Annotated in this window: 16 protein-coding genes, 1 tRNA gene, 2 rRNA genes, 1 other RNA gene and 1 other annotated feature; of the genes, 17 read left to right on the plus strand and 3 right to left on the minus strand. The window is 37.4% G+C overall.

The window, feature by feature from the left end; all coding sequences use genetic code 11:
* From rrf to ACIQ38_RS22340, 4 genes are all read left to right on the plus strand, one after another.
* Window positions 1-94, plus strand: a 5S ribosomal RNA gene (rrf, locus tag ACIQ38_RS22325); the annotation flags it as partial.
* Between the two features lie 146 nt (window positions 95-240).
* Window positions 241-741 carry a glutathione peroxidase gene (locus ACIQ38_RS22330; RefSeq protein ID WP_402828642.1) on the plus strand — a complete coding sequence of 167 codons (501 nt, stop codon included), beginning with the start codon at window positions 241-243 and terminating at the stop codon, window positions 739-741.
* A 78-nt stretch (window positions 742-819) separates the two neighbouring features.
* Window positions 820-2286, plus strand: a complete 1467-nt coding sequence (gene guaB / locus ACIQ38_RS22335; protein WP_402828645.1) for an IMP dehydrogenase — start codon at window positions 820-822, stop codon at window positions 2284-2286.
* A gap of 143 nt (window positions 2287-2429) precedes the next feature.
* Window positions 2430-3764, plus strand: coding sequence for a serine hydrolase (locus ACIQ38_RS22340; RefSeq protein ID WP_402828648.1), 1335 nt, complete (start codon window positions 2430-2432; stop codon window positions 3762-3764).
* Between the two features lie 573 nt (window positions 3765-4337).
* On the opposite strand, the gene pdxR is transcribed toward ACIQ38_RS22340, so the two are convergent.
* The gene (gene pdxR / locus ACIQ38_RS22345; protein WP_402828650.1) at window positions 4338-5750 is read right to left on the minus strand and encodes a MocR-like pyridoxine biosynthesis transcription factor PdxR; all 1413 of its coding nucleotides are present in this window, start codon (window positions 5748-5750) and stop codon (window positions 4338-4340) included.
* 110 nt (window positions 5751-5860) lie between these two features.
* Between pdxR and pdxS the strand changes: the two genes are divergently transcribed.
* The 3 genes from pdxS (at window position 5861) to serS (ending at window position 8910) form a co-directional block, all read left to right on the plus strand.
* Window positions 5861-6745, plus strand: coding sequence for a pyridoxal 5'-phosphate synthase lyase subunit PdxS (pdxS, locus tag ACIQ38_RS22350; RefSeq protein ID WP_402828683.1), 885 nt, complete (start codon window positions 5861-5863; stop codon window positions 6743-6745).
* A 1-nt stretch (window position 6746) separates the two neighbouring features.
* Window positions 6747-7340, plus strand: a complete 594-nt coding sequence (gene pdxT, locus ACIQ38_RS22355) for a pyridoxal 5'-phosphate synthase glutaminase subunit PdxT (protein ID WP_402828653.1) — start codon at window positions 6747-6749, stop codon at window positions 7338-7340.
* A 23-nt stretch (window positions 7341-7363) separates the two neighbouring features.
* Window positions 7364-7579: a binding site (T-box leader), on the plus strand.
* A gap of 56 nt (window positions 7580-7635) precedes the next feature.
* Entirely contained in the window at window positions 7636-8910 is a 1275-nt protein-coding gene (serS, locus tag ACIQ38_RS22360; RefSeq protein WP_402828656.1) for a serine--tRNA ligase, read from the plus strand.
* A 20-nt stretch (window positions 8911-8930) separates the two neighbouring features.
* On the opposite strand, the gene tadA is transcribed toward serS, so the two are convergent.
* A complete protein-coding gene (tadA, locus tag ACIQ38_RS22365) occupies window positions 8931-9386 on the minus strand; it encodes a tRNA adenosine(34) deaminase TadA (protein WP_402828686.1) in 456 nt (151 codons plus the stop codon).
* Window positions 9387-9477: 91 nt separating this feature from the next.
* On the opposite strand from tadA, the gene ACIQ38_RS22370 reads away from it, so the two are divergent.
* From ACIQ38_RS22370 to ACIQ38_RS22380, 3 genes are all read left to right on the plus strand, one after another.
* Window positions 9478-10614 carry a glycosyl hydrolase family 18 protein gene (locus ACIQ38_RS22370; RefSeq protein WP_402828659.1) on the plus strand — a complete coding sequence of 379 codons (1137 nt, stop codon included), beginning with the start codon at window positions 9478-9480 and terminating at the stop codon, window positions 10612-10614.
* 106 nt (window positions 10615-10720) lie between these two features.
* Window positions 10721-11353 carry a deoxynucleoside kinase gene (locus ACIQ38_RS22375; protein ID WP_402828662.1) on the plus strand — a complete coding sequence of 211 codons (633 nt, stop codon included), beginning with the start codon at window positions 10721-10723 and terminating at the stop codon, window positions 11351-11353.
* 2 nt (window positions 11354-11355) lie between these two features.
* Window positions 11356-12024 carry a deoxynucleoside kinase gene (locus tag ACIQ38_RS22380; protein WP_402828665.1) on the plus strand — a complete coding sequence of 223 codons (669 nt, stop codon included), beginning with the start codon at window positions 11356-11358 and terminating at the stop codon, window positions 12022-12024.
* Between the two features lie 145 nt (window positions 12025-12169).
* Here ACIQ38_RS22380 and ACIQ38_RS22385 read toward each other — a convergent pair.
* Window positions 12170-12262, minus strand: a tRNA-Ser gene (locus tag ACIQ38_RS22385).
* A 307-nt stretch (window positions 12263-12569) separates the two neighbouring features.
* Between ACIQ38_RS22385 and ffs the strand changes: the two genes are divergently transcribed.
* The 7 genes from ffs to ACIQ38_RS22420 all read left to right on the plus strand — a co-directional run.
* Window positions 12570-12837: signal recognition particle sRNA large type (gene ffs / locus ACIQ38_RS22390), an RNA gene on the plus strand.
* Window positions 12838-13813: 976 nt separating this feature from the next.
* Window positions 13814-15562 (plus strand): DNA polymerase III subunit gamma/tau, encoded by a 1749-nt coding sequence (gene dnaX / locus ACIQ38_RS22395; RefSeq protein ID WP_402828668.1) that lies wholly within the window; start codon window positions 13814-13816, stop codon window positions 15560-15562.
* A 14-nt stretch (window positions 15563-15576) separates the two neighbouring features.
* Window positions 15577-15897 carry a YbaB/EbfC family nucleoid-associated protein gene (locus tag ACIQ38_RS22400; RefSeq protein ID WP_402828671.1) on the plus strand — a complete coding sequence of 107 codons (321 nt, stop codon included), beginning with the start codon at window positions 15577-15579 and terminating at the stop codon, window positions 15895-15897.
* 11 nt (window positions 15898-15908) lie between these two features.
* The gene (gene recR, locus ACIQ38_RS22405; RefSeq protein WP_402828674.1) at window positions 15909-16505 is read left to right on the plus strand and encodes a recombination mediator RecR; all 597 of its coding nucleotides are present in this window, start codon (window positions 15909-15911) and stop codon (window positions 16503-16505) included.
* An 18-nt stretch (window positions 16506-16523) separates the two neighbouring features.
* Window positions 16524-16736, plus strand: a complete 213-nt coding sequence (locus ACIQ38_RS22410) for a YaaL family protein (RefSeq protein ID WP_402828677.1) — start codon at window positions 16524-16526, stop codon at window positions 16734-16736.
* 62 nt (window positions 16737-16798) lie between these two features.
* Complete coding sequence (locus ACIQ38_RS22415; RefSeq protein WP_402828680.1) at window positions 16799-17056, plus strand: pro-sigmaK processing inhibitor BofA family protein; 258 nt, start codon at window positions 16799-16801, stop codon at window positions 17054-17056.
* Between the two features lie 215 nt (window positions 17057-17271).
* A 16S ribosomal RNA gene (locus ACIQ38_RS22420) occupies window positions 17272-17440 on the plus strand; the annotation flags it as partial.

Here is a 17440-nt window from a genome sequence, read left to right on the forward strand (position 1 = left end):
TCACACCCGTTCCCATACCGAACACGGAAGTTAAGCTCTTTTGCGCCGATGGTAGTTGGGGGTTTCCCCCTGTGAGAGTAGGACGTCGCTGGGCATAATTAAAAAGGTCATTACCGAGTAATCGGTAATGACCTTTTTTTATTTTGCTTAAAAACTATTTGTTTCATTTGAAAACAAATGGCTTGTACATGTTCGAAGAAAGAAATATTGTATAGATAAGACGAATAAGGGAGTGTTTATATGACATCGGTTTATGAATTTACAGTTAAGAATACAAAGGGGGAAGATGTATCTTTAGATAAGTTCAAGGGTAAACCATTATTAATCGTCAATACTGCAAGTCATTGTGGTTTTACACCGCAATTTACTGAACTCCAAAAACTATACGAAGAATACCATGACAAGGGATTGGAAATATTGGGGTTTCCATGTGGCCAATTTAACAACCAAGAGTTTGAGGACATCGATAGTACAATGGAGTATTGTCAACTTAACTATGGTGTTACTTTTCCTATGTTTGCAAAAATAGATGTGAAAGGAAAAGATATACACCCACTGTTTCAATTTCTTACAAGCGAGCAAAAAGGATTTTTATCTAATCACATTAAGTGGAATTTTACAAAGTTTTTAATCGATGAAGAAGGAACAGTAGTAGGTAGATATGCACCGCAGACTACCCCATTAAAAATGGAGCAAGATATTCAAAAAATATTTGATAGAAAAATCGGAATTAATGTTTAATTTTAAGTGTTCTTGACACTAGACGTACACGCTGATAACCTTGTAATAATATTCATTTGTAGAAGGAGGAAATTAGAAATGTGGGAGTCTAAATTTCAAAAAGAAGGTTTAACATTTGATGATGTTTTGTTAGTTCCAGCTCAATCAGAGGTATTGCCGAAAGATATCAATCTTTCTGTGCAACTAACTCCAAAAGTTAAGTTGAATATTCCAGTAATTAGTGCAGGTATGGACACTGTAACGGAAGCTAAAATGGCAATTGCAATGGCGAGACAAGGTGGATTAGGGATTATTCATAAGAATATGAGCATTGAAGAACAGGCAGAGCAAGTTGAAACAGTTAAACGTTCTGAAAATGGCGTTATTACTGATCCTTTCTTCTTAACACCAAGTCACCAAGTATATGATGCAGAACATTTAATGGGTAAATACAGAATCTCTGGTGTTCCGATAGTTAATAATGAAGAAGATTTAACGTTAGTCGGCATTATTACAAATCGCGATTTACGCTTCATTCAAGATTATTCATTAAAAATTGATGAAGTAATGACAAAAGAGCAGTTAGTTACAGCACCAGTTGGCACTACACTCGAAGATGCAGAAAAGATTTTACAACAATACAAAATCGAAAAATTACCAATCGTTGATGAAAACGGTATTTTAAAAGGTCTAATCACAATTAAAGATATTGAAAAAGTGATTGAATTCCCAAATGCAGCTAAAGATCATCTTGGTCGTTTACTAGTAGGGGCAGCTGTTGGTGTGACGACAGATACAATGCTTCGTGTAGAAAAACTAGTACAAGCACAAGTAGATGTCATTGTTATTGATACAGCACACGGTCATTCTCAGGGAGTTATGGACACAGTAAGAAATATTCGAGCAGCTTATCCGGAGTTAGATATTGTTGCTGGAAATGTAGCAACAGGTGAAGCAACTCGTGCATTATTTGAAGCTGGTGCAGACGTTGTTAAAGTAGGAATTGGACCAGGCTCCATTTGTACAACTCGTGTTGTTGCAGGAGTTGGAGTACCTCAAATTACAGCAGTTTATGACTGTGCAACTGAAGCTCGTAAAGCAGGCAAAACAATTATTGCGGACGGAGGAATTAAGTACTCCGGAGATATCGTGAAAGCTCTTGCTGCAGGTGGACATGTAGTCATGCTAGGAAGTTTACTCGCTGGTACAACTGAGAGTCCAGGAGAAACAGAAATTTTCCAAGGAAGACGTTTTAAAACGTATCGTGGAATGGGATCAATTGCTGCTATGGAAAAAGGATCTAAAGATCGTTATTTCCAAGAAGAAGCGAAAAAGCTAGTTCCAGAAGGAATTGAAGGACGTTTACCATATAAAGGACCACTTTCAGATACAATTCACCAATTACTTGGTGGAGTTCGTGCAGGCATGGGATACTGTGGAACTGGAAACTTAGAAGACTTACGAGAAAATGCACAATTCATTCGCATGACTGGTGCAGGTCTTCGTGAAAGTCACCCACATGATGTACAAATTACAAAAGAAGCTCCGAATTATTCTATATCTTAATATTTACATTTAAATCGAAACTTTTGCACTCATTCGACGTCATAGTCTAGGTCGAATGGGTGCATTTTTCATTCGATAAGCCCTCTCAGGGATAAAGTATGATAAAATGAGCTTGGATAAAAATTATTAGTGGAGGTACAGTAGTGAAGAAAGTTTGGATGACATCAATGATAAAGTGGCTAGTACTTCCGATGTTTCTTGTTTCAGTTATTATTGGAATGCCAACTGCTACAAAAGCAGAGGACAATTTAAGTTTAAACGTTGATGCTGCAATTTTAATCGACGCTGAAACAGGTAAAATTCTGTATGAAAAAAATGCAGATGCATCTTTAGGTATTGCTAGTATGACGAAAATGATGACGGAATATCTATTATTTGAAGCGATTGAATCGGGAAAAATTACTTGGGATCAACAGTATTCTGTAACGGAATATACATATAAAATTTCTCAAAATCGTAGTTTGAGTAATGTTCCTCTTCGTGAAGATGGTACTTATTCGATTAGAGAATTGTATGAAGCAATGGCTATTTACTCAGCTAATGCTGCAACTATTGCTATTGCAGAAACAATTGCTGGTACAGAAGATAATTTTATTAAATTAATGAATGAAAAAGCGAAAGAAATGGGCTTAGTTGGTTATAAATTTGTCAATTCCACCGGTTTAAATAATTCAGATTTACAAGGGATGCACCCAGCAAGTACAGGAGCATCTGATGAAAATATAATGCCAGCAAAATCAGTAGCAAAACTGGCGTATATATTAATGAAGGATTACCCAGAAGTTTTAGAAACGACAAAAATTCCTAAAAAAATATTCCGTGAAGGGACTCCTGATGCAATTAAAATGGATAACTGGAATTGGATGTTACCTGGATTAATTTACCAATACGAAGGTGTCGATGGTTTAAAAACTGGTACGACAGAATTTGCAGGACATTCCTTTACTGGTACAGCTACGAGAAACGGTATGCGTGTAATTGCAGTTGTTATGAAAGCAGTAGATGCTAACGGTGTAGGTTCTTATAAAGCACGTTTCGATGCAACGAAAGCATTGTTTGACTACGGTTTTTCTCAATTTTCAAAAGAAGAAATTGTACCAGCTGGATATAAGATTCCGGACCATGAAACATTGGCAGTTGAAAAAGGAAAAGAAGACAATGTAGCTATTGCTGTAAAAGATCCAATTTCAATGGTTATTAAGACCAATGAAAAAGAATTGTACAAGCCTGTATTCACAGCAGATAAAAAGAAATTAGAAGCTGCTGTTGAAAAAGGTGCGGTAGTAGGTAAAGTACATTTAGAAAAAACAGAAGGAACAGACTATGGTTATATTCTTGATCAGGCGACAGAAGTGGATGTTGTCACTACTGAAGCAGTAGAAAGAGCTAGCTGGATTAGTTTAATGTTCCAAGGCATTGGGAAGTTCTTCGGTAATTTATGGGGCAGCACAACTGATTTTATCGGCGGATTATTTTAAATAAAAAGCACTGTACACTCGAAATCTCGGGTTTACAGTGTTTTTTTATTGGTAAACAATTAAGTTCTGGACTTGTTATTTAGTTTCTTTGAATAGCAACTGGTATAGCGCTTTTAGGGATAAAAGGTCGTAGTGAGCTGAATAAGGGCGCCGGGCGAATGGTAACGAGCTGCTAACGCCTTTGCAGGGTCTCTCACACGGGCGTGGAAAATTCCAAAGAATGGCTAAGGGCAATCAAAAGCTATTGAAGGCAACTAATTTCAGTACGAAAGCAACTAAAATCAACGTGAGAGCAACTAATTTCTCACAATAGCTCTTCACTTAGATTGAGACGACTGTGATTTCGACATATTATAGGAATAATATGCCTAAAAGACCGCCGATTTCTCCTAGCGGGCATCTGCTCGATTCGTTTATCGTATTCAAAGGAAAGATTGTCTCGTTCAGACATTCATTGTTAATTTCGGATACCTATAAGTTAGTGTTTATCATTGATTTTCGCTGAAGGTTTATCACTCACCTGATAGAACTCTCTAAGAAACACTATCTCTATACTGTGCAAAAGATACTTTATTATGACGACTTTCTTATTTCTAGTGCTTCCATTAGACGTTCAATGGAAGTTTCTAGGTTTTCAGCTTGGATTCCGCCAAATCCTAATACGATTTTTGGTTTGTTAAATGCATTATCATTAGTAGAAACGTATTCTTGTATACCATATATGCGTATACTTGCTTGTTTTGCATGTGCAATAAGTTCACTTTCCGTTTTCTCTGATTCGAAGGTCAATAAAAGATGCATGCCTGCTTGTTCTCCTGAAATCGTAACGAGGGGATCATATGCAGCGATTGTTTTAGTTATAATTTCTAGCTTACGTTTATAAATTTTCCGCATTTTATTTAGATGTTTTGCAAAATAACCTGATTCCATGAATCTGGAAAGTATTTGCTGATCCATGCGAGGAACCGTAGCGGCATAATAGGAATACTTTTGTTTGTATTGTAAAATGAGCTGTTTCGGTAATACGGCATAAGCAATTCGAAGAGAAGGCATTAATGACTTCGAAAACGTACTTAAATAAATGACGCGTTCGTTTTGATCAATTCCTTGTAAAGAAGGAATCGGTCTACCGGTGTATCTAAATTCACTATCGTAATCATCTTCTATAATATATCGATTCTCTGTTTGATAAGCCCAGGAAAGCAGTTGGGTTCTGCGAGTAGCAGATAGAACGGCTCCTGTAGGAAACTGATGAGATGGTGTTACATACATGACAGTCGCATTGGATTGTTCTAACTGTGAAACGATGATACCGTCCGCATCTACTGAGATTGGCACAGTTTTTTCCTTTTTATCTATAAGTAAATGATGGGCAAGTGGATAGCCAGGATTTTCAATTCCATAAACGGCTTTTTCTCCAAGTAAACGAATGATTAAGGGCATAAGTTGCTCTGTTCCAGATCCAAGAATAATTTGTTCTGGTGTACATTTAACTCCCCTAGATTGGTATAAATAAGTGCTTATTTGCTGTCTTAGCGTATAGTCGCCTTGTGGATGTCCCAGTAAAAGAAGTTCTTTATTTGACTCGTTTATGACTTCCTTGGAACATTTTCTCCAAATGCTAAAAGGAAAAGAGTCTGTATCGATTTTTCCAGGTGAAAAGTCAATGGAATAAACATCTCTTGTACGGTCATCTTGAACAACAATCGGTGTTTGCTGCTCGATCAATGCTAACTCTGCTAAGTTTTGTACGTAAAAGCCTCTTCTCGGTTCTGACGAGATAAATCCTTCTGAAACTAATTGACTATATGCAAATTCAACTGTTGTTTGACTCACTGACAAATAATCTGCCAATTTTCTTTTCGAAGGTAATTTGGCTCCTTCTTCAATTATTCCATTAATAATTGCCTGTTTTATTTCTGTGTAAAGTTGTTCATATAGAGGTATTAGTGAGTCTGCTTCCAGTTGAAACATGAGAAAATCCATTATTGTCTCCTATCTGACCACTTTAATTTATTCATTTCTGATACTTTTCAAATGGTCATATTTCATTATACTAAACATTATAACAATTTAGAGGGGGAAATAATATGACTATTATACAAACTGGAACAGATAGGGTAAAACGAGGAATGGCAGAAATGCAAAAAGGTGGCGTTATTATGGACGTTATCAATGCAGAACAAGCAAAAATCGCAGAAGCAGCAGGCGCTGTTGCAGTAATGGCGCTAGAACGTGTACCTTCAGACATTCGTGCAGCAGGCGGAGTTGCTCGTATGGCAGATCCACGTATTATGGAAGAAGTAATGGGTGCTGTAACTATTCCAGTAATGGCAAAAGCACGTATTGGACATATTACAGAAGCACGTATTTTAGAAGCAATGGGTGTCGATTATATTGATGAATCCGAAGTATTAACACCTGCAGATGAAGAGTATCACTTACGTAAAAGTGAATTTACAGTGCCATTTGTATGTGGATGTAAAGATCTAGGAGAAGCAACTCGTCGTATCGGGGAAGGAGCTTCCATGCTTCGTACAAAAGGAGAACCTGGAACAGGGAATATCGTAGAAGCAGTTCGTCATTTACGTAAAGTGAATGCACAAGTTCGCAAAATTGTTCATATGAACGAAGATGAGTTGATGACAGAAGCTAAGATATTAGGAGCACCTTTTGAAGTGTTGTTACAAATTAAACAGAACGGTAAATTACCAGTTGTAAACTTCGCAGCAGGAGGAGTAGCAACACCGGCAGATGCTGCTTTAATGATGGAGCTTGGAGCTGATGGTGTATTTGTTGGATCAGGTATTTTCAAGTCAGAAAATCCAGAGAAATTTGCACGTGCTATTGTAGAAGCGACGACTCATTACCAAGACTATAACTTACTTGTAGAAATTTCAAAAGACTTAGGAATCCCTATGAAGGGAATCGAAATTTCACGCTTAGCTGCTGGAGAACGCATGCAAGATAGAGGGTGGTAATATGGTCAAAATAGGAGTTTTAGCTCTGCAAGGAGCGGTTAGCGAGCATATGAATTCTATTGAAGCATGTGGAGCAGAAGCTTTAATAGTAAAAAGCACAGACGATTTGACTTTGGTAGATGGTTTAATCCTACCAGGGGGAGAAAGCACTGCTATGCGTAGACTAATTGATCGCTATGACATGCTTACGCCTCTTATAGAGTTTGCGAAAACAGAAAAACCTATGTTTGGTACTTGCGCAGGTCTTATACTACTAGCTAAAGAAATAGTAGGAGATGATTCTGCACATATTGGTGCGCTAAATGCAACAGTGGAGCGTAATTCTTTTGGTCGCCAAGTTGATAGCTTTGAAACACAACTTGAAGTAAAAGACATCGCAACTGATTTCCCCGCTGTTTTTATAAGAGCACCTCATATTGTAGAAGTAGGATCAGATGTAGAAATACTTGCTACGCATGAAGACAAAATAGTTATGGTGAGACAAGGGCATTTGCTAGGATGCTCTTTTCATCCAGAGCTAACGATAGATTATCGTATAACTGCCTATTTTACGGAAATGGTAAAGGAATCGCTTGCTAAAAAAGCAACTGTATAGTAAAGTGAAGATAATTTCATGATTAAAAAACGATGATAGGAAGCAGTAACAAGCACGTTTTTTGTAGAGAGTCAGCGGTTGGTGAGAGCTGATAAAAACACTTGTGAATCCGTCCTTTGAGTTGCGCGACCGAATATTTAGTAAGTCGTGGCCGGTTGAAAAGCCGTTATTTTACAAGTGGACTTGATAAATGGTCAAGTCAATCAGGGTGGCAACGCGGGTATGCTCTCGTCCCTTTTATAGGGGATGAGGGCTTTTTTGTCGTTTTTTTATTAAAAATTAGGAGGAATTGTACATGTTAGATGTGAAATTTGTACGAGATAATTACGAAGCCGTAAAAGAAAAACTAGCAAAGCGTGGAGAAGAAATTTCGGAATTTGATCAGTTTCAACCGTTAGATCAAAAGAGAAGAGAACTAATTGCTAAAACAGAAGTGTTAAAAGCGGAACGAAATGAATTCTCTCAAAAGATTTCAGAGATGAAACGTAATAAAGAAAATGCCGATGATATTATTGCTCGTATGCGCGAAGTTGGCGATGAGATTAAAGTATTGGATGACGAATTACGTGAAGTAGAAGAAAAGTTCGATTATATGATGATGCGTATTCCAAACATTCCACATGACAGTGTTCCTATTGGTGATTCAGAAGACGATAATGTGGAGATTCGTACATGGGGAGAAGTACCTTCATTTGATTTTGAAACAAAAGCCCATTGGGATATTGCAACCGATTTAAAAATAGTTGATTTTGAACGAGCTGCAAAGGTTACGGGAAGTCGTTTTGCATTTTATCTTGGTTTAGGAGCAAGACTAGAACGTGCTTTAATAAATTTTATGATGGATCTGCATGCAGAAGAGCATGGATATGAAGAAATGCTTCCTCCATACTTGGCTAATCGTACGAGTTTAACAGGTACTGGCCAGCTTCCAAAGTTTGAAGAAGATGCATTTTTAATAAATGAAGAGGATTATTTCTTAATCCCTACGGCAGAAGTTCCAGTAACGAATTTTTATCGTGATGAAATTTTAGATGGGGCAGCGTTACCACAAGCATTTACTGCTTTTAGTGCTTGTTTCCGTTCAGAAGCAGGATCTGCAGGACGTGATACAAGAGGTTTAATACGTCAGCATCAATTTAATAAAGTGGAACTTGTTCGTTTTGTAAAACCAGAAGAGTCTTATGATCAGTTGGAGTTACTTACTGGTCACGCAGAAAAAGTGTTGCAGTTATTAGGTCTACCATACCGTGTACTTCATATGTGTACAGCTGATTTAGGTTTTACTGCTGCGAAAAAATATGATTTAGAAGTTTGGTTGCCAAGTTACGGAGAGTATAAAGAGATTTCTTCTTGCAGTAACTTCGAAGATTTCCAAGCTCGTCGTGCTGGTATACGCTTTAGAAGAGAGACGGGCGCTAAACCAGAATACGTACACACATTAAATGGAAGTGGACTTGCGCTAGGTCGTACAGTTGCTGCTATTTTAGAAAACTATCAACAAGCAGATGGAACAGTATTAGTTCCAGAAGTTCTAGTACCATATATGGGCGGTAAAACTGTCATTAAGTAAGATGAAAAGAACCAGAGATGCTATATGCGTTTCTGGTTCTTTTTTTGTGCACGGAGATTCCGGAAAAATTGGGTAAGTAAGCTTCCACATTCTTCAGCCAGAACACCTTCTGTCACTTCACATATATGATTGAATCGATCATCGTTTAAAAGTCGATATAAGGAATCTACACAACCTGCTTTTATATCTCTAGCCCCGTATACAACCCGTGGGATACGGGATTGTAAAATAGCTCCTGCACACATAGGACAAGGCTCTAGTGTTACATATAAAGTAGTTTCTTCTAATCGCCAGCTTCCGATTTTCTCACATGCTTGTTGAATTGCTAATAATTCGGCATGGGTCGTTGCGTTTTGAGTTGTCTCTCTTAAATTAAAAGCCTTTGCAATAATTTCATCTTTATATACGATAATAGCTCCGATTGGTACTTCTCCAATAGCAGCCGCTTTTTTTGCTTCTTCTATCGCTAAGTTCATATAATGTTCATCCAATTAAAATCAACCCCTCAAGCATAGTGTAGCATGTTTTATTTATGTTCTGCATACTGTAAGTTGAAGGAGTGATCGATTGATATATATAGTGAAACAAGGAGACAATTTATATGCAATTGCAAAGCGTTTTGGTACAAATGTTGCAACACTTGCCTCTATAAATGAACTCCCTGACCCTGATGTATTAGTCGTTGGTCAGGCGCTAGTTTTACCATCTAGTCCTAATCCAGATCGGCCTATGATTGAAACAAATTTATACGTAGAGTGGTATACAGAAGCACCATCGGAAAATGTTATTAACCAAGTAGAGAAAAATGCAAACCAATTAACGTATATGATGCCATTTGCATATGAGGTAAAGAGGGACGGCTCCTTAACTTCTATGGATTGGGGAAGATTATCCGAAGTTGCACAAACACATCAGGTAGAAACAGTTATTGTACTTGTTAATATTGAAAATTATGCATTTAGTGATACATTAGCACATACCATTTTTACAAATGAAACCGTGAAGAATAATCTATTTGCACAAACAGTAGCAGAAGCAGAAAGAAGAGGTACAAAACATATTCATGTTGACTTTGAATATATAGATAAAGCAGACAGGGAAAATTATGTGAACTTCTTAAAAGAATTTAAAGATTTCGCTAAAGGGTATGCAATTTCCGTAACACTTGCTCCAAAAACAAGTGCCGATCAGAATGGTAAATGGTACGGTGGATTCGATTATAAAGGATTAGGAGAAGTGGCTGATTTTGTTGTCATTATGACATATGAATGGGGCTACAGTGGCGGTCCGCCGATGGCAGTTTCTCCAATCGGTCCAGTTCGAAAAGTATTAGAATATGCCGTAACAGAAATTGAGCCTAGTAAAATTATGATGGGTCAAAATTTATATGGATATGACTGGACATTGCCTTATAAGCCAGGTAATCCAATCGCCAAAGCATTGAGTCCTCAACAAGCAATTCAAGTAGCAAAAAATCGGAATGCAGCTATCGAGTATGATGATGTTGCGCAAGCACCATTTTTTCATTATTGGTTAGATGGAAAAGAACATGAGGTGTGGTTTGAGGATGCAAGATCCATTGAAGCAAAGTTTAAACTATTGAAAGAGTTAAAGTTATTAGGAATAGCTTATTGGCATAGCGGTTTTGATTTTCCGCAAAACTGGTACTTGCTACAGGAAATGTTTCGGATGAATAAAAAATAGAGTATAGTTGTCTTTCTTTTGGAAAGGCAACTATATTCTATTTTTTATGTTCTAGCTATGTTAAAATAAAGGGCACGATTTGAAATATTAGAGTGAGGGTAGAATTATGTCCATTCCATTTATTACGGTAGAAGGCCCCATAGGTGTTGGGAAGACCTCGTTAGCAAAGATAATTGCACAAACGTATCAATTTGAATTGTTAAAAGAAATTGTGGATGAAAATCCTTTTTTGAATAAATTTTATGATGATATTGCCGAGTGGAGTTTCCAAACGGAAATGTTTTTTTTATGTAATCGTTATAAACAATTAAGTGATATAGACAAAAAGTATTTATCGAAAGATAAAGGAGTAATAGCCGATTATCATATTTTTAAAAATCTAATTTTCGCTAAACGTTCGTTAAATGAAATAGAATTTGAGAAGTATGAATCTATTTATCAAATTTTAACGAAAGATATGCCTGTTCCTAACATGGTTATTTATCTTGATGCAAGTTTAGATGTTCTTCTTAAACGTATTGATATGCGCGGAAGGGACTTTGAAAAAAAGATAAGCCCAGATTATTTACAGCAACTTTCATCAGATTATCGTATGTTTATCGATCACTTTGAAAAAAAGCACCCGAATATTCCGGTTTTAAGACTAGACGGAGACAAAATAGATTTCGTTCAAAATGGACAAGATTTACAAAAAATATTAGAACAAGTAGATGCAACATTGCATAGAAGGAGTTTATAAGTATGAATTTAAGAGAGAAGTATGGCATCCCATCTAATGCAGTTATTACGATTGCAGGAACTGTTGGTGTAGGAAAATCTACGATGACCAAAGCACTTGCGGATGCACTTCGTTTTAAAACCTCATTTGAGAAAGTAGATGCGAATCCATATTTAGATCGTTTTTATGAAGACTTTTCTAAGTGGAGTTTTCATTTACAAATTTACTTTTTAGCAGAGCGTTTTAAAGAGCAAAAAAGAATGTTTGAATATGGTGGAGGATTTATTCAAGATCGTTCCATTTATGAAGATACTGGCATATTTGCACAAATGCATAAAGAAAAAGGAACGATGGATCCAGTAGATCACGAAACATATACAAGTCTTTTTGAAGCAATGGTCATGACACCATATTTCCCACACCCAGATTTATTGATTTACTTAGAAGGATCATTAGATAATATTATTGATCGCATTCATGATCGAGGACGTCCGATGGAGCAGCAAACACCTATTGCTTATTGGGAAGAAATGCATGGTCGCTATGAAAAATGGATTGACTCCTTTAATGGATGCCCTGTACTTCGTCTAAATATTAACGATTATGATATCGTACAAAATCCAGAAAATGTAGAAATGATTATTGCAAGAATTGGTCATTTCATGGAGCAAACTGCAATATTGCGTAAATAATATAAAACCTCCCACCAATTAGTTAAAGGCGGGAGGTTTTAACATGTATAGATAATATTTAATTTTCTGAACAATGTTTATAAAGAAAAATTCGTTACCACTGCAACGAATTCAATCTCAAATTTATGCGTGTGTGTATTTAAAATGGAGGAGGAAGAGGGATTCGAACCCCCGCGCGGTATGACCCGCCTGTCGGTTTTCAAGACCGATCCCTTCAGCCAGACTTGGGTATTCCTCCGAAGTACAAGAACTAATTTATCATGGTTGAAAAACAAAGTCAACATTTTTATTCATATTTTTAATAAAAAATATAATCCGTTCTTAATTAACCAAAAGCACTGAGTGATTTGATGATTAGAATTGCACTAACAGACCATATGATTTATGCATAGTTATTGTTTTGGATGAATCTTTAATAGTGAAGTGGAATAATCAACAGAATTGAAAAATTGATTAGCCATTCCATAAATAAATATAACCTGTATTTAAAAGTAATAGTTTGTTTTCGTTGATTTTTCTTTCTAAAAAAAGTATACTAGTTAATGCCGTGCTAGGTGGGAAGGTAGCGGTGTCTTGTAACTCGCAATCCGCTCTAGCGAGACTGAACTCCTTCTCTGAGGTTGAATACATGTAGGGTCTGGTATTTGCACGTGATGTTGACGTTTGGGTCCTGCGCAATGGGTGCCCATGAACCATGTCAGGTCCGGAAGGAAGCAGCATTAAGTGGTGTTTTCTCATGTGCCGCGGGGTAGCCTAAGCCGAGTTAACGACAAGGGTGCCGCTTATGTGTTTCAAGCGAAGGAAGGTGCACGGCATTAAATTAACTGATCAACTCATTTGTCTTTCCGACGAATGAGTTTTTTTGTGTTCTAGGAAATAATAAATTAGATGGTATGGCACTATTTAGTGATAATGCGTCGTAGTGACCGCTGCGATTTTCGCTACAGCCGTACGCTTTCCGCCGGGTGAGCGATGAGCCATCCCCGCCGCCCTTGGGCGTACGTTGGGATGGCTCATTTTGCTCCCTCATCCGGCAGGAGTCGACGTCTGTAGCGAAAATCAATAGAAATTGCCTACTTATTTAGTATCGTCTTGATTAAAGCAATTATCTTTTCATGGAGTGTACCCAGTAAATGGATTAGAGAAACCAACTAGTCATTGAAAGCGATTAATTCTACACCGAAAGCAACTAAAATCAGCATGAGATCAACTAAATCACCGATGAAAGCAACTAATTTATCACAATATCTCTTTACTTGGAGTGAGACGACCATGGTTTAGGCAGATTATAATATTCCTAAAAGCCCGTTAAACTGCATAGCAGGCATCGGCTCGACTAGTTGATCGAGTTCAAAGGCGAGTTTGTCGGGTTCGCACTGTATATTATATTATCTCTTTCACCATTTATTGTTAATTTCGGACACTGATAAGTTAGTATTTTTTCATTGATTTTCGCTGCAGGGCGGCAACTCCGAAGGGATTAAGTGAGTAAGATGAGACTTCACAACGTACGCCTAAGCGGCGGTGAAGGCTCATCACTCACCCCACGGAAAGCGTCCGTCCTGCAGCGAAAATCACAGCGGTCACCTAGTAGCACTCTTTACGACGCATTATCCCTATAAGTTGCTTCATTCCATTCAATATTTCTCTTGCTATATGTATTCAGAGACAGGTACTTACACTTTAAAGTTTGTAATAGAATTTTTCCCAACATTAATAGGCGAAGTAACAATTGCTTTATGGTATAATAGAGTCATTATTTACTTAAATGAGAGAAGGAGGGGATTTGTTGTCGTATCAAGCTTTTTACCGCGCTTATAGACCGCAGTCATTTGCAGAAATGTCTGGTCAATCACATATTAAGCAAACTCTTCAAAATGCCCTCCTTTACAATAAAACGACACATGCGTATTTATTCTCCGGTCCACGTGGGACAGGAAAAACAAGTGCGGCAAAAATATTTGCCAAAGCTTTAAACTGTGAAAATGGACCAGCGAAAGAACCGTGTAATACTTGTGAAACTTGTAAAAGTATTACTGAAGGGTCTAATACAGATGTGATTGAGTTCGATGCAGCTTCTAACTCTCGTGTAGAGGAAATGCGGGAAATTATTGAAAAAGTTCGTTTTGCCCCTTCGAATGCACGTTACAAAGTGTATATTATAGATGAAGTGCATATGCTATCTACTAGTGCATTTAATGCTTTGTTAAAAACATTAGAAGAACCACCAGCGCATGCCGTATTTATATTAGCAACGACTGAACCACATAAAATTCCCTTAACGATTATATCTAGATGTCAGCGATTCGATTTTAAACGAATTACTTCATCGGATATTGTTTTGCGAATGAAAGAAGTATTAACTGACGCTAATATAGAATACGATGAAAATGTACTGAAGATTATTGCACAAGCAGCAGCTGGTGGAATGCGTGATGCACTAAGTATGCTTGATCAAGTAGTATCATTTAGCGGAGAAAAAATGACGCTGGAAGATGCATTACTAGTAACTGGTTCAATTGGACAGGACGTATTTTTTCAACTAGCAGAAGCATTAATTGAGAAGGATGTCGCAAAGGCATTAAGTTGTGTGGAACAGTTAGTAGAGGACGGAAAGGACCCAGTTCGATTAACAGAGGATTTTATCACGTTTTACCGCGATCTACTTGTATTGCTTGTTGCACCGGAACAAACTGAGTTATTGGAAATAGCTACGGGAGATGCAATGTTTGCCGAGTTGGCCTCCAAATTTGCGGAAGATACATTGTATAGAAGTATTTCTATATTAACGAATACTCAACAGGAAATGCGTTTTTCTAATCATGCAAAAGTGTATTTAGAAACTGCAATTATTCGGTTAGCACAAGTACCGATAGGGAACACGGCTACGACGCAAAGTAATTCAGAACTAGAGATGAAAGTAAAAACACTGGAAAGTCAGCTGCAGCAGCTTCAACAGCAGATTAGTCAAGGAATAATACCTCAAGCGAATGCTGGGATACAGGAACAACCAAAAAGACAGAGACAAAAGTCAAATAGCGGTGTGAAAGTATCAAGTGGTCGGATACAAGAAATTTTAAAAACGGCAACTAAGACGGATATTCAGACGATTAAATCTAATTGGGCTGCTATTTTGCAACAACTTCAAAAGTCACATGCTGCATTATTAAATGATGCTGAACCAGTAGCAGCATCTTCTAGTGCATTTGTGTTAAAATTTAAATATGATATTCACTGTCAAATGGCCATGGAGAATAAAACCTTTTCTTCCTCATTTCCACAGTTAATTGCAAACCTGACTGGTACAATGTATGAAGTCGTATATGTACCAGAGGAAAATTGGTTGAAAATTAGAGAAGACTTTATAAAACAAAACGGTCTAAAAAAAGGAAATGCAGGAGATTTAGAAGATACTTCTTCCGAGCCGACAGAAGCAATGGAACTTCTACAAGGAATGGAAGAGATTTCAGAAGATCCTTTGATTGTAGAAGCAGAAAAATTATTTGGAAAAGAATTTGTAGAAGTACAGGATAACTAAGGAGGAAATTAATCATGCGTGGAATGGGAAATATGCAAGGTATGATGAAACAAATGCAAAAAATGCAAAAGAAAATGGCAGAGGCACAAGAGGAACTAGGAACACAACGTTTCGAAGCCGTAGCTGGTGGCGGAATGGTAAAAGTAGTTGTTTCCGGGCATAAAGAAGTACTTGAAGTAGAACTAGATCCAACTGTTGTAGACCCAGAAGATATCGAAATGCTTCAAGACTTAATCGTCATTGCAACGAATGAAGCAATGAAAAAAGCAGATGAAACAGCGAACTCCACGATGGGGCAATTCACGAAAGGGTTGAACCTTCCTGGTATGTTCTAGGAGGAAAAAAGATGCATTATCCTGAACCAATATCAAAACTAATAGATAGTTTTATGAAATTGCCGGGAATCGGGCCGAAAACAGCGGCCCGTCTGGCATTTTTTGTGTTAACGATGAAAGAAGACACTGTTTTAGATTTTGCTAAAGCATTAGTTGATGCTAAAAGAAACTTAACGTATTGCTCCGTTTGTGGTCATATTACGGATATTGATCCTTGTCATATTTGTCAAGACAAGCAGCGCGATGCATCCATGATTTGTGTTGTTCAAGATACAAAGGATGTCATAGCGATGGAGAAAATGAGAGACTATAATGGTTTATATCATGTACTTCATGGTGCTATATCACCAATGGATGGAATTGGTCCAGAAGATATTAATGTACCTTCTCTTTTAAAAAGATTGCAGGATACACAAGTGGAAGAATTGATTTTAGCAACTAACCCTACAATAGAAGGAGAAGCAACAGCAATGTATATTTCTCGTCTCGTAAAGCCTTCTGGTATTAAGACAACGAGAATTGCGCACGGCTTACCTGTAGGCGGAGACTTGGAATATGCGGATGAGGTAACTTTATCCAAAGCATTAGAAGGTCGCCGAGAGTTGTAAGGGGGATGCTGTAGTACGATGTTTTTTCAACGGGCAAAGTTAAAGAAAGAATTTGATCAGCAATTTGTGAGATTAATAAGAGAAACAAAAGAAGATTGGCAGCAAGCTCAACTGATAGAAGAGTATTTGAATGACTACGATTTGGAGACGCTGGCGAAAAGAAAAATTGCAGAAAGTATTCACTTTTATCTATATAAAGAAGCGAAGATCCGAAACGTAGTTTTAAAATAAGTATAATAGTAGTACTAGCTTCATATAGTGATAGATAGTTATTTTATGAGAGGATGGTATTCATGAAGTTAATTATCATTGGAGGTTCGCTAGTATTACTATTGCTTCTTTTGTTTAGAAAGTCTCTTTCGGGAGTAATAGAAGGAATATCTATTTTTTTATTCCGCTTAGGTTTTTCCGTTTTACTATTATTTGGCGTACATTTACTTTTAGGTTTAGCTGGTTATACAATCCCTATAAACCTGTTCACAGGTGCTGTAGTGGCGGTCTTGGGAGTGCCAGGGGTAGCTTCTGTAGTAGCTATTTCTATATTACTTTAAAAAACTTTGTAAAAAGTGTTGACTTATTTGAGTGAAGAGAGTAATATAATAGGAGTCGCCAAGAGGTAAACGAAATGGTAGACAACATGAACATTGAAAACTGAACATGCAAAACGTTAAGACATATAGCTTATTGATTAACTTCATAAGCAAAACAATTTTGACATCATTTAATGATGATGCCAGCAAAACAACATGAGCTTTTTAAGTTCTCTATTATGGAGAGTTTGATCCTGGCTCAGGACGAACGCTGGCGGCGTGCCTAATACATGCAAGTTGAGCGAATGACGAAGAAGCTTGCTTCTTCTGATTTAGCGGCGGACGGGTGAGTAACACGTGGGCAACCTGCCCTGTAGATTGGGATAACTCCGGGAAACCGGGGCT

It is taken from the genome of Psychrobacillus sp. NPDC096389 (genome assembly GCF_044762855.1).
Lineage (GTDB): Bacteria > Bacillota > Bacilli > Bacillales_A > Planococcaceae > Psychrobacillus.

Coding starts and splice junctions, on each gene's coding strand:
- recR (WP_402828674.1), top strand. CDS start 15,909: ATGCATTATCCTGAACCAATATCAAAACTAATAGATAGTTTTATGAAA.
- ACIQ38_RS22410 (WP_402828677.1), top strand. CDS start 16,524: ATGTTTTTTCAACGGGCAAAGTTAAAGAAAGAATTTGATCAGCAATTT.
- pdxR (WP_402828650.1), bottom strand. CDS start 5,750: ATGGATTTTCTCATGTTTCAACTGGAAGCAGACTCACTAATACCTCTA.
- ACIQ38_RS22400 (WP_402828671.1), top strand. CDS start 15,577: ATGCGTGGAATGGGAAATATGCAAGGTATGATGAAACAAATGCAAAAA.
- pdxT (WP_402828653.1), top strand. CDS start 6,747: ATGGTCAAAATAGGAGTTTTAGCTCTGCAAGGAGCGGTTAGCGAGCAT.
- ACIQ38_RS22380 (WP_402828665.1), top strand. CDS start 11,356: ATGAATTTAAGAGAGAAGTATGGCATCCCATCTAATGCAGTTATTACG.
- serS (WP_402828656.1), top strand. CDS start 7,636: ATGTTAGATGTGAAATTTGTACGAGATAATTACGAAGCCGTAAAAGAA.
- ACIQ38_RS22375 (WP_402828662.1), top strand. CDS start 10,721: ATGTCCATTCCATTTATTACGGTAGAAGGCCCCATAGGTGTTGGGAAG.
- ACIQ38_RS22330 (WP_402828642.1), top strand. CDS start 241: ATGACATCGGTTTATGAATTTACAGTTAAGAATACAAAGGGGGAAGAT.
- ACIQ38_RS22415 (WP_402828680.1), top strand. CDS start 16,799: ATGAAGTTAATTATCATTGGAGGTTCGCTAGTATTACTATTGCTTCTT.
- guaB (WP_402828645.1), top strand. CDS start 820: ATGTGGGAGTCTAAATTTCAAAAAGAAGGTTTAACATTTGATGATGTT.
- tadA (WP_402828686.1), bottom strand. CDS start 9,386: ATGAACTTAGCGATAGAAGAAGCAAAAAAAGCGGCTGCTATTGGAGAA.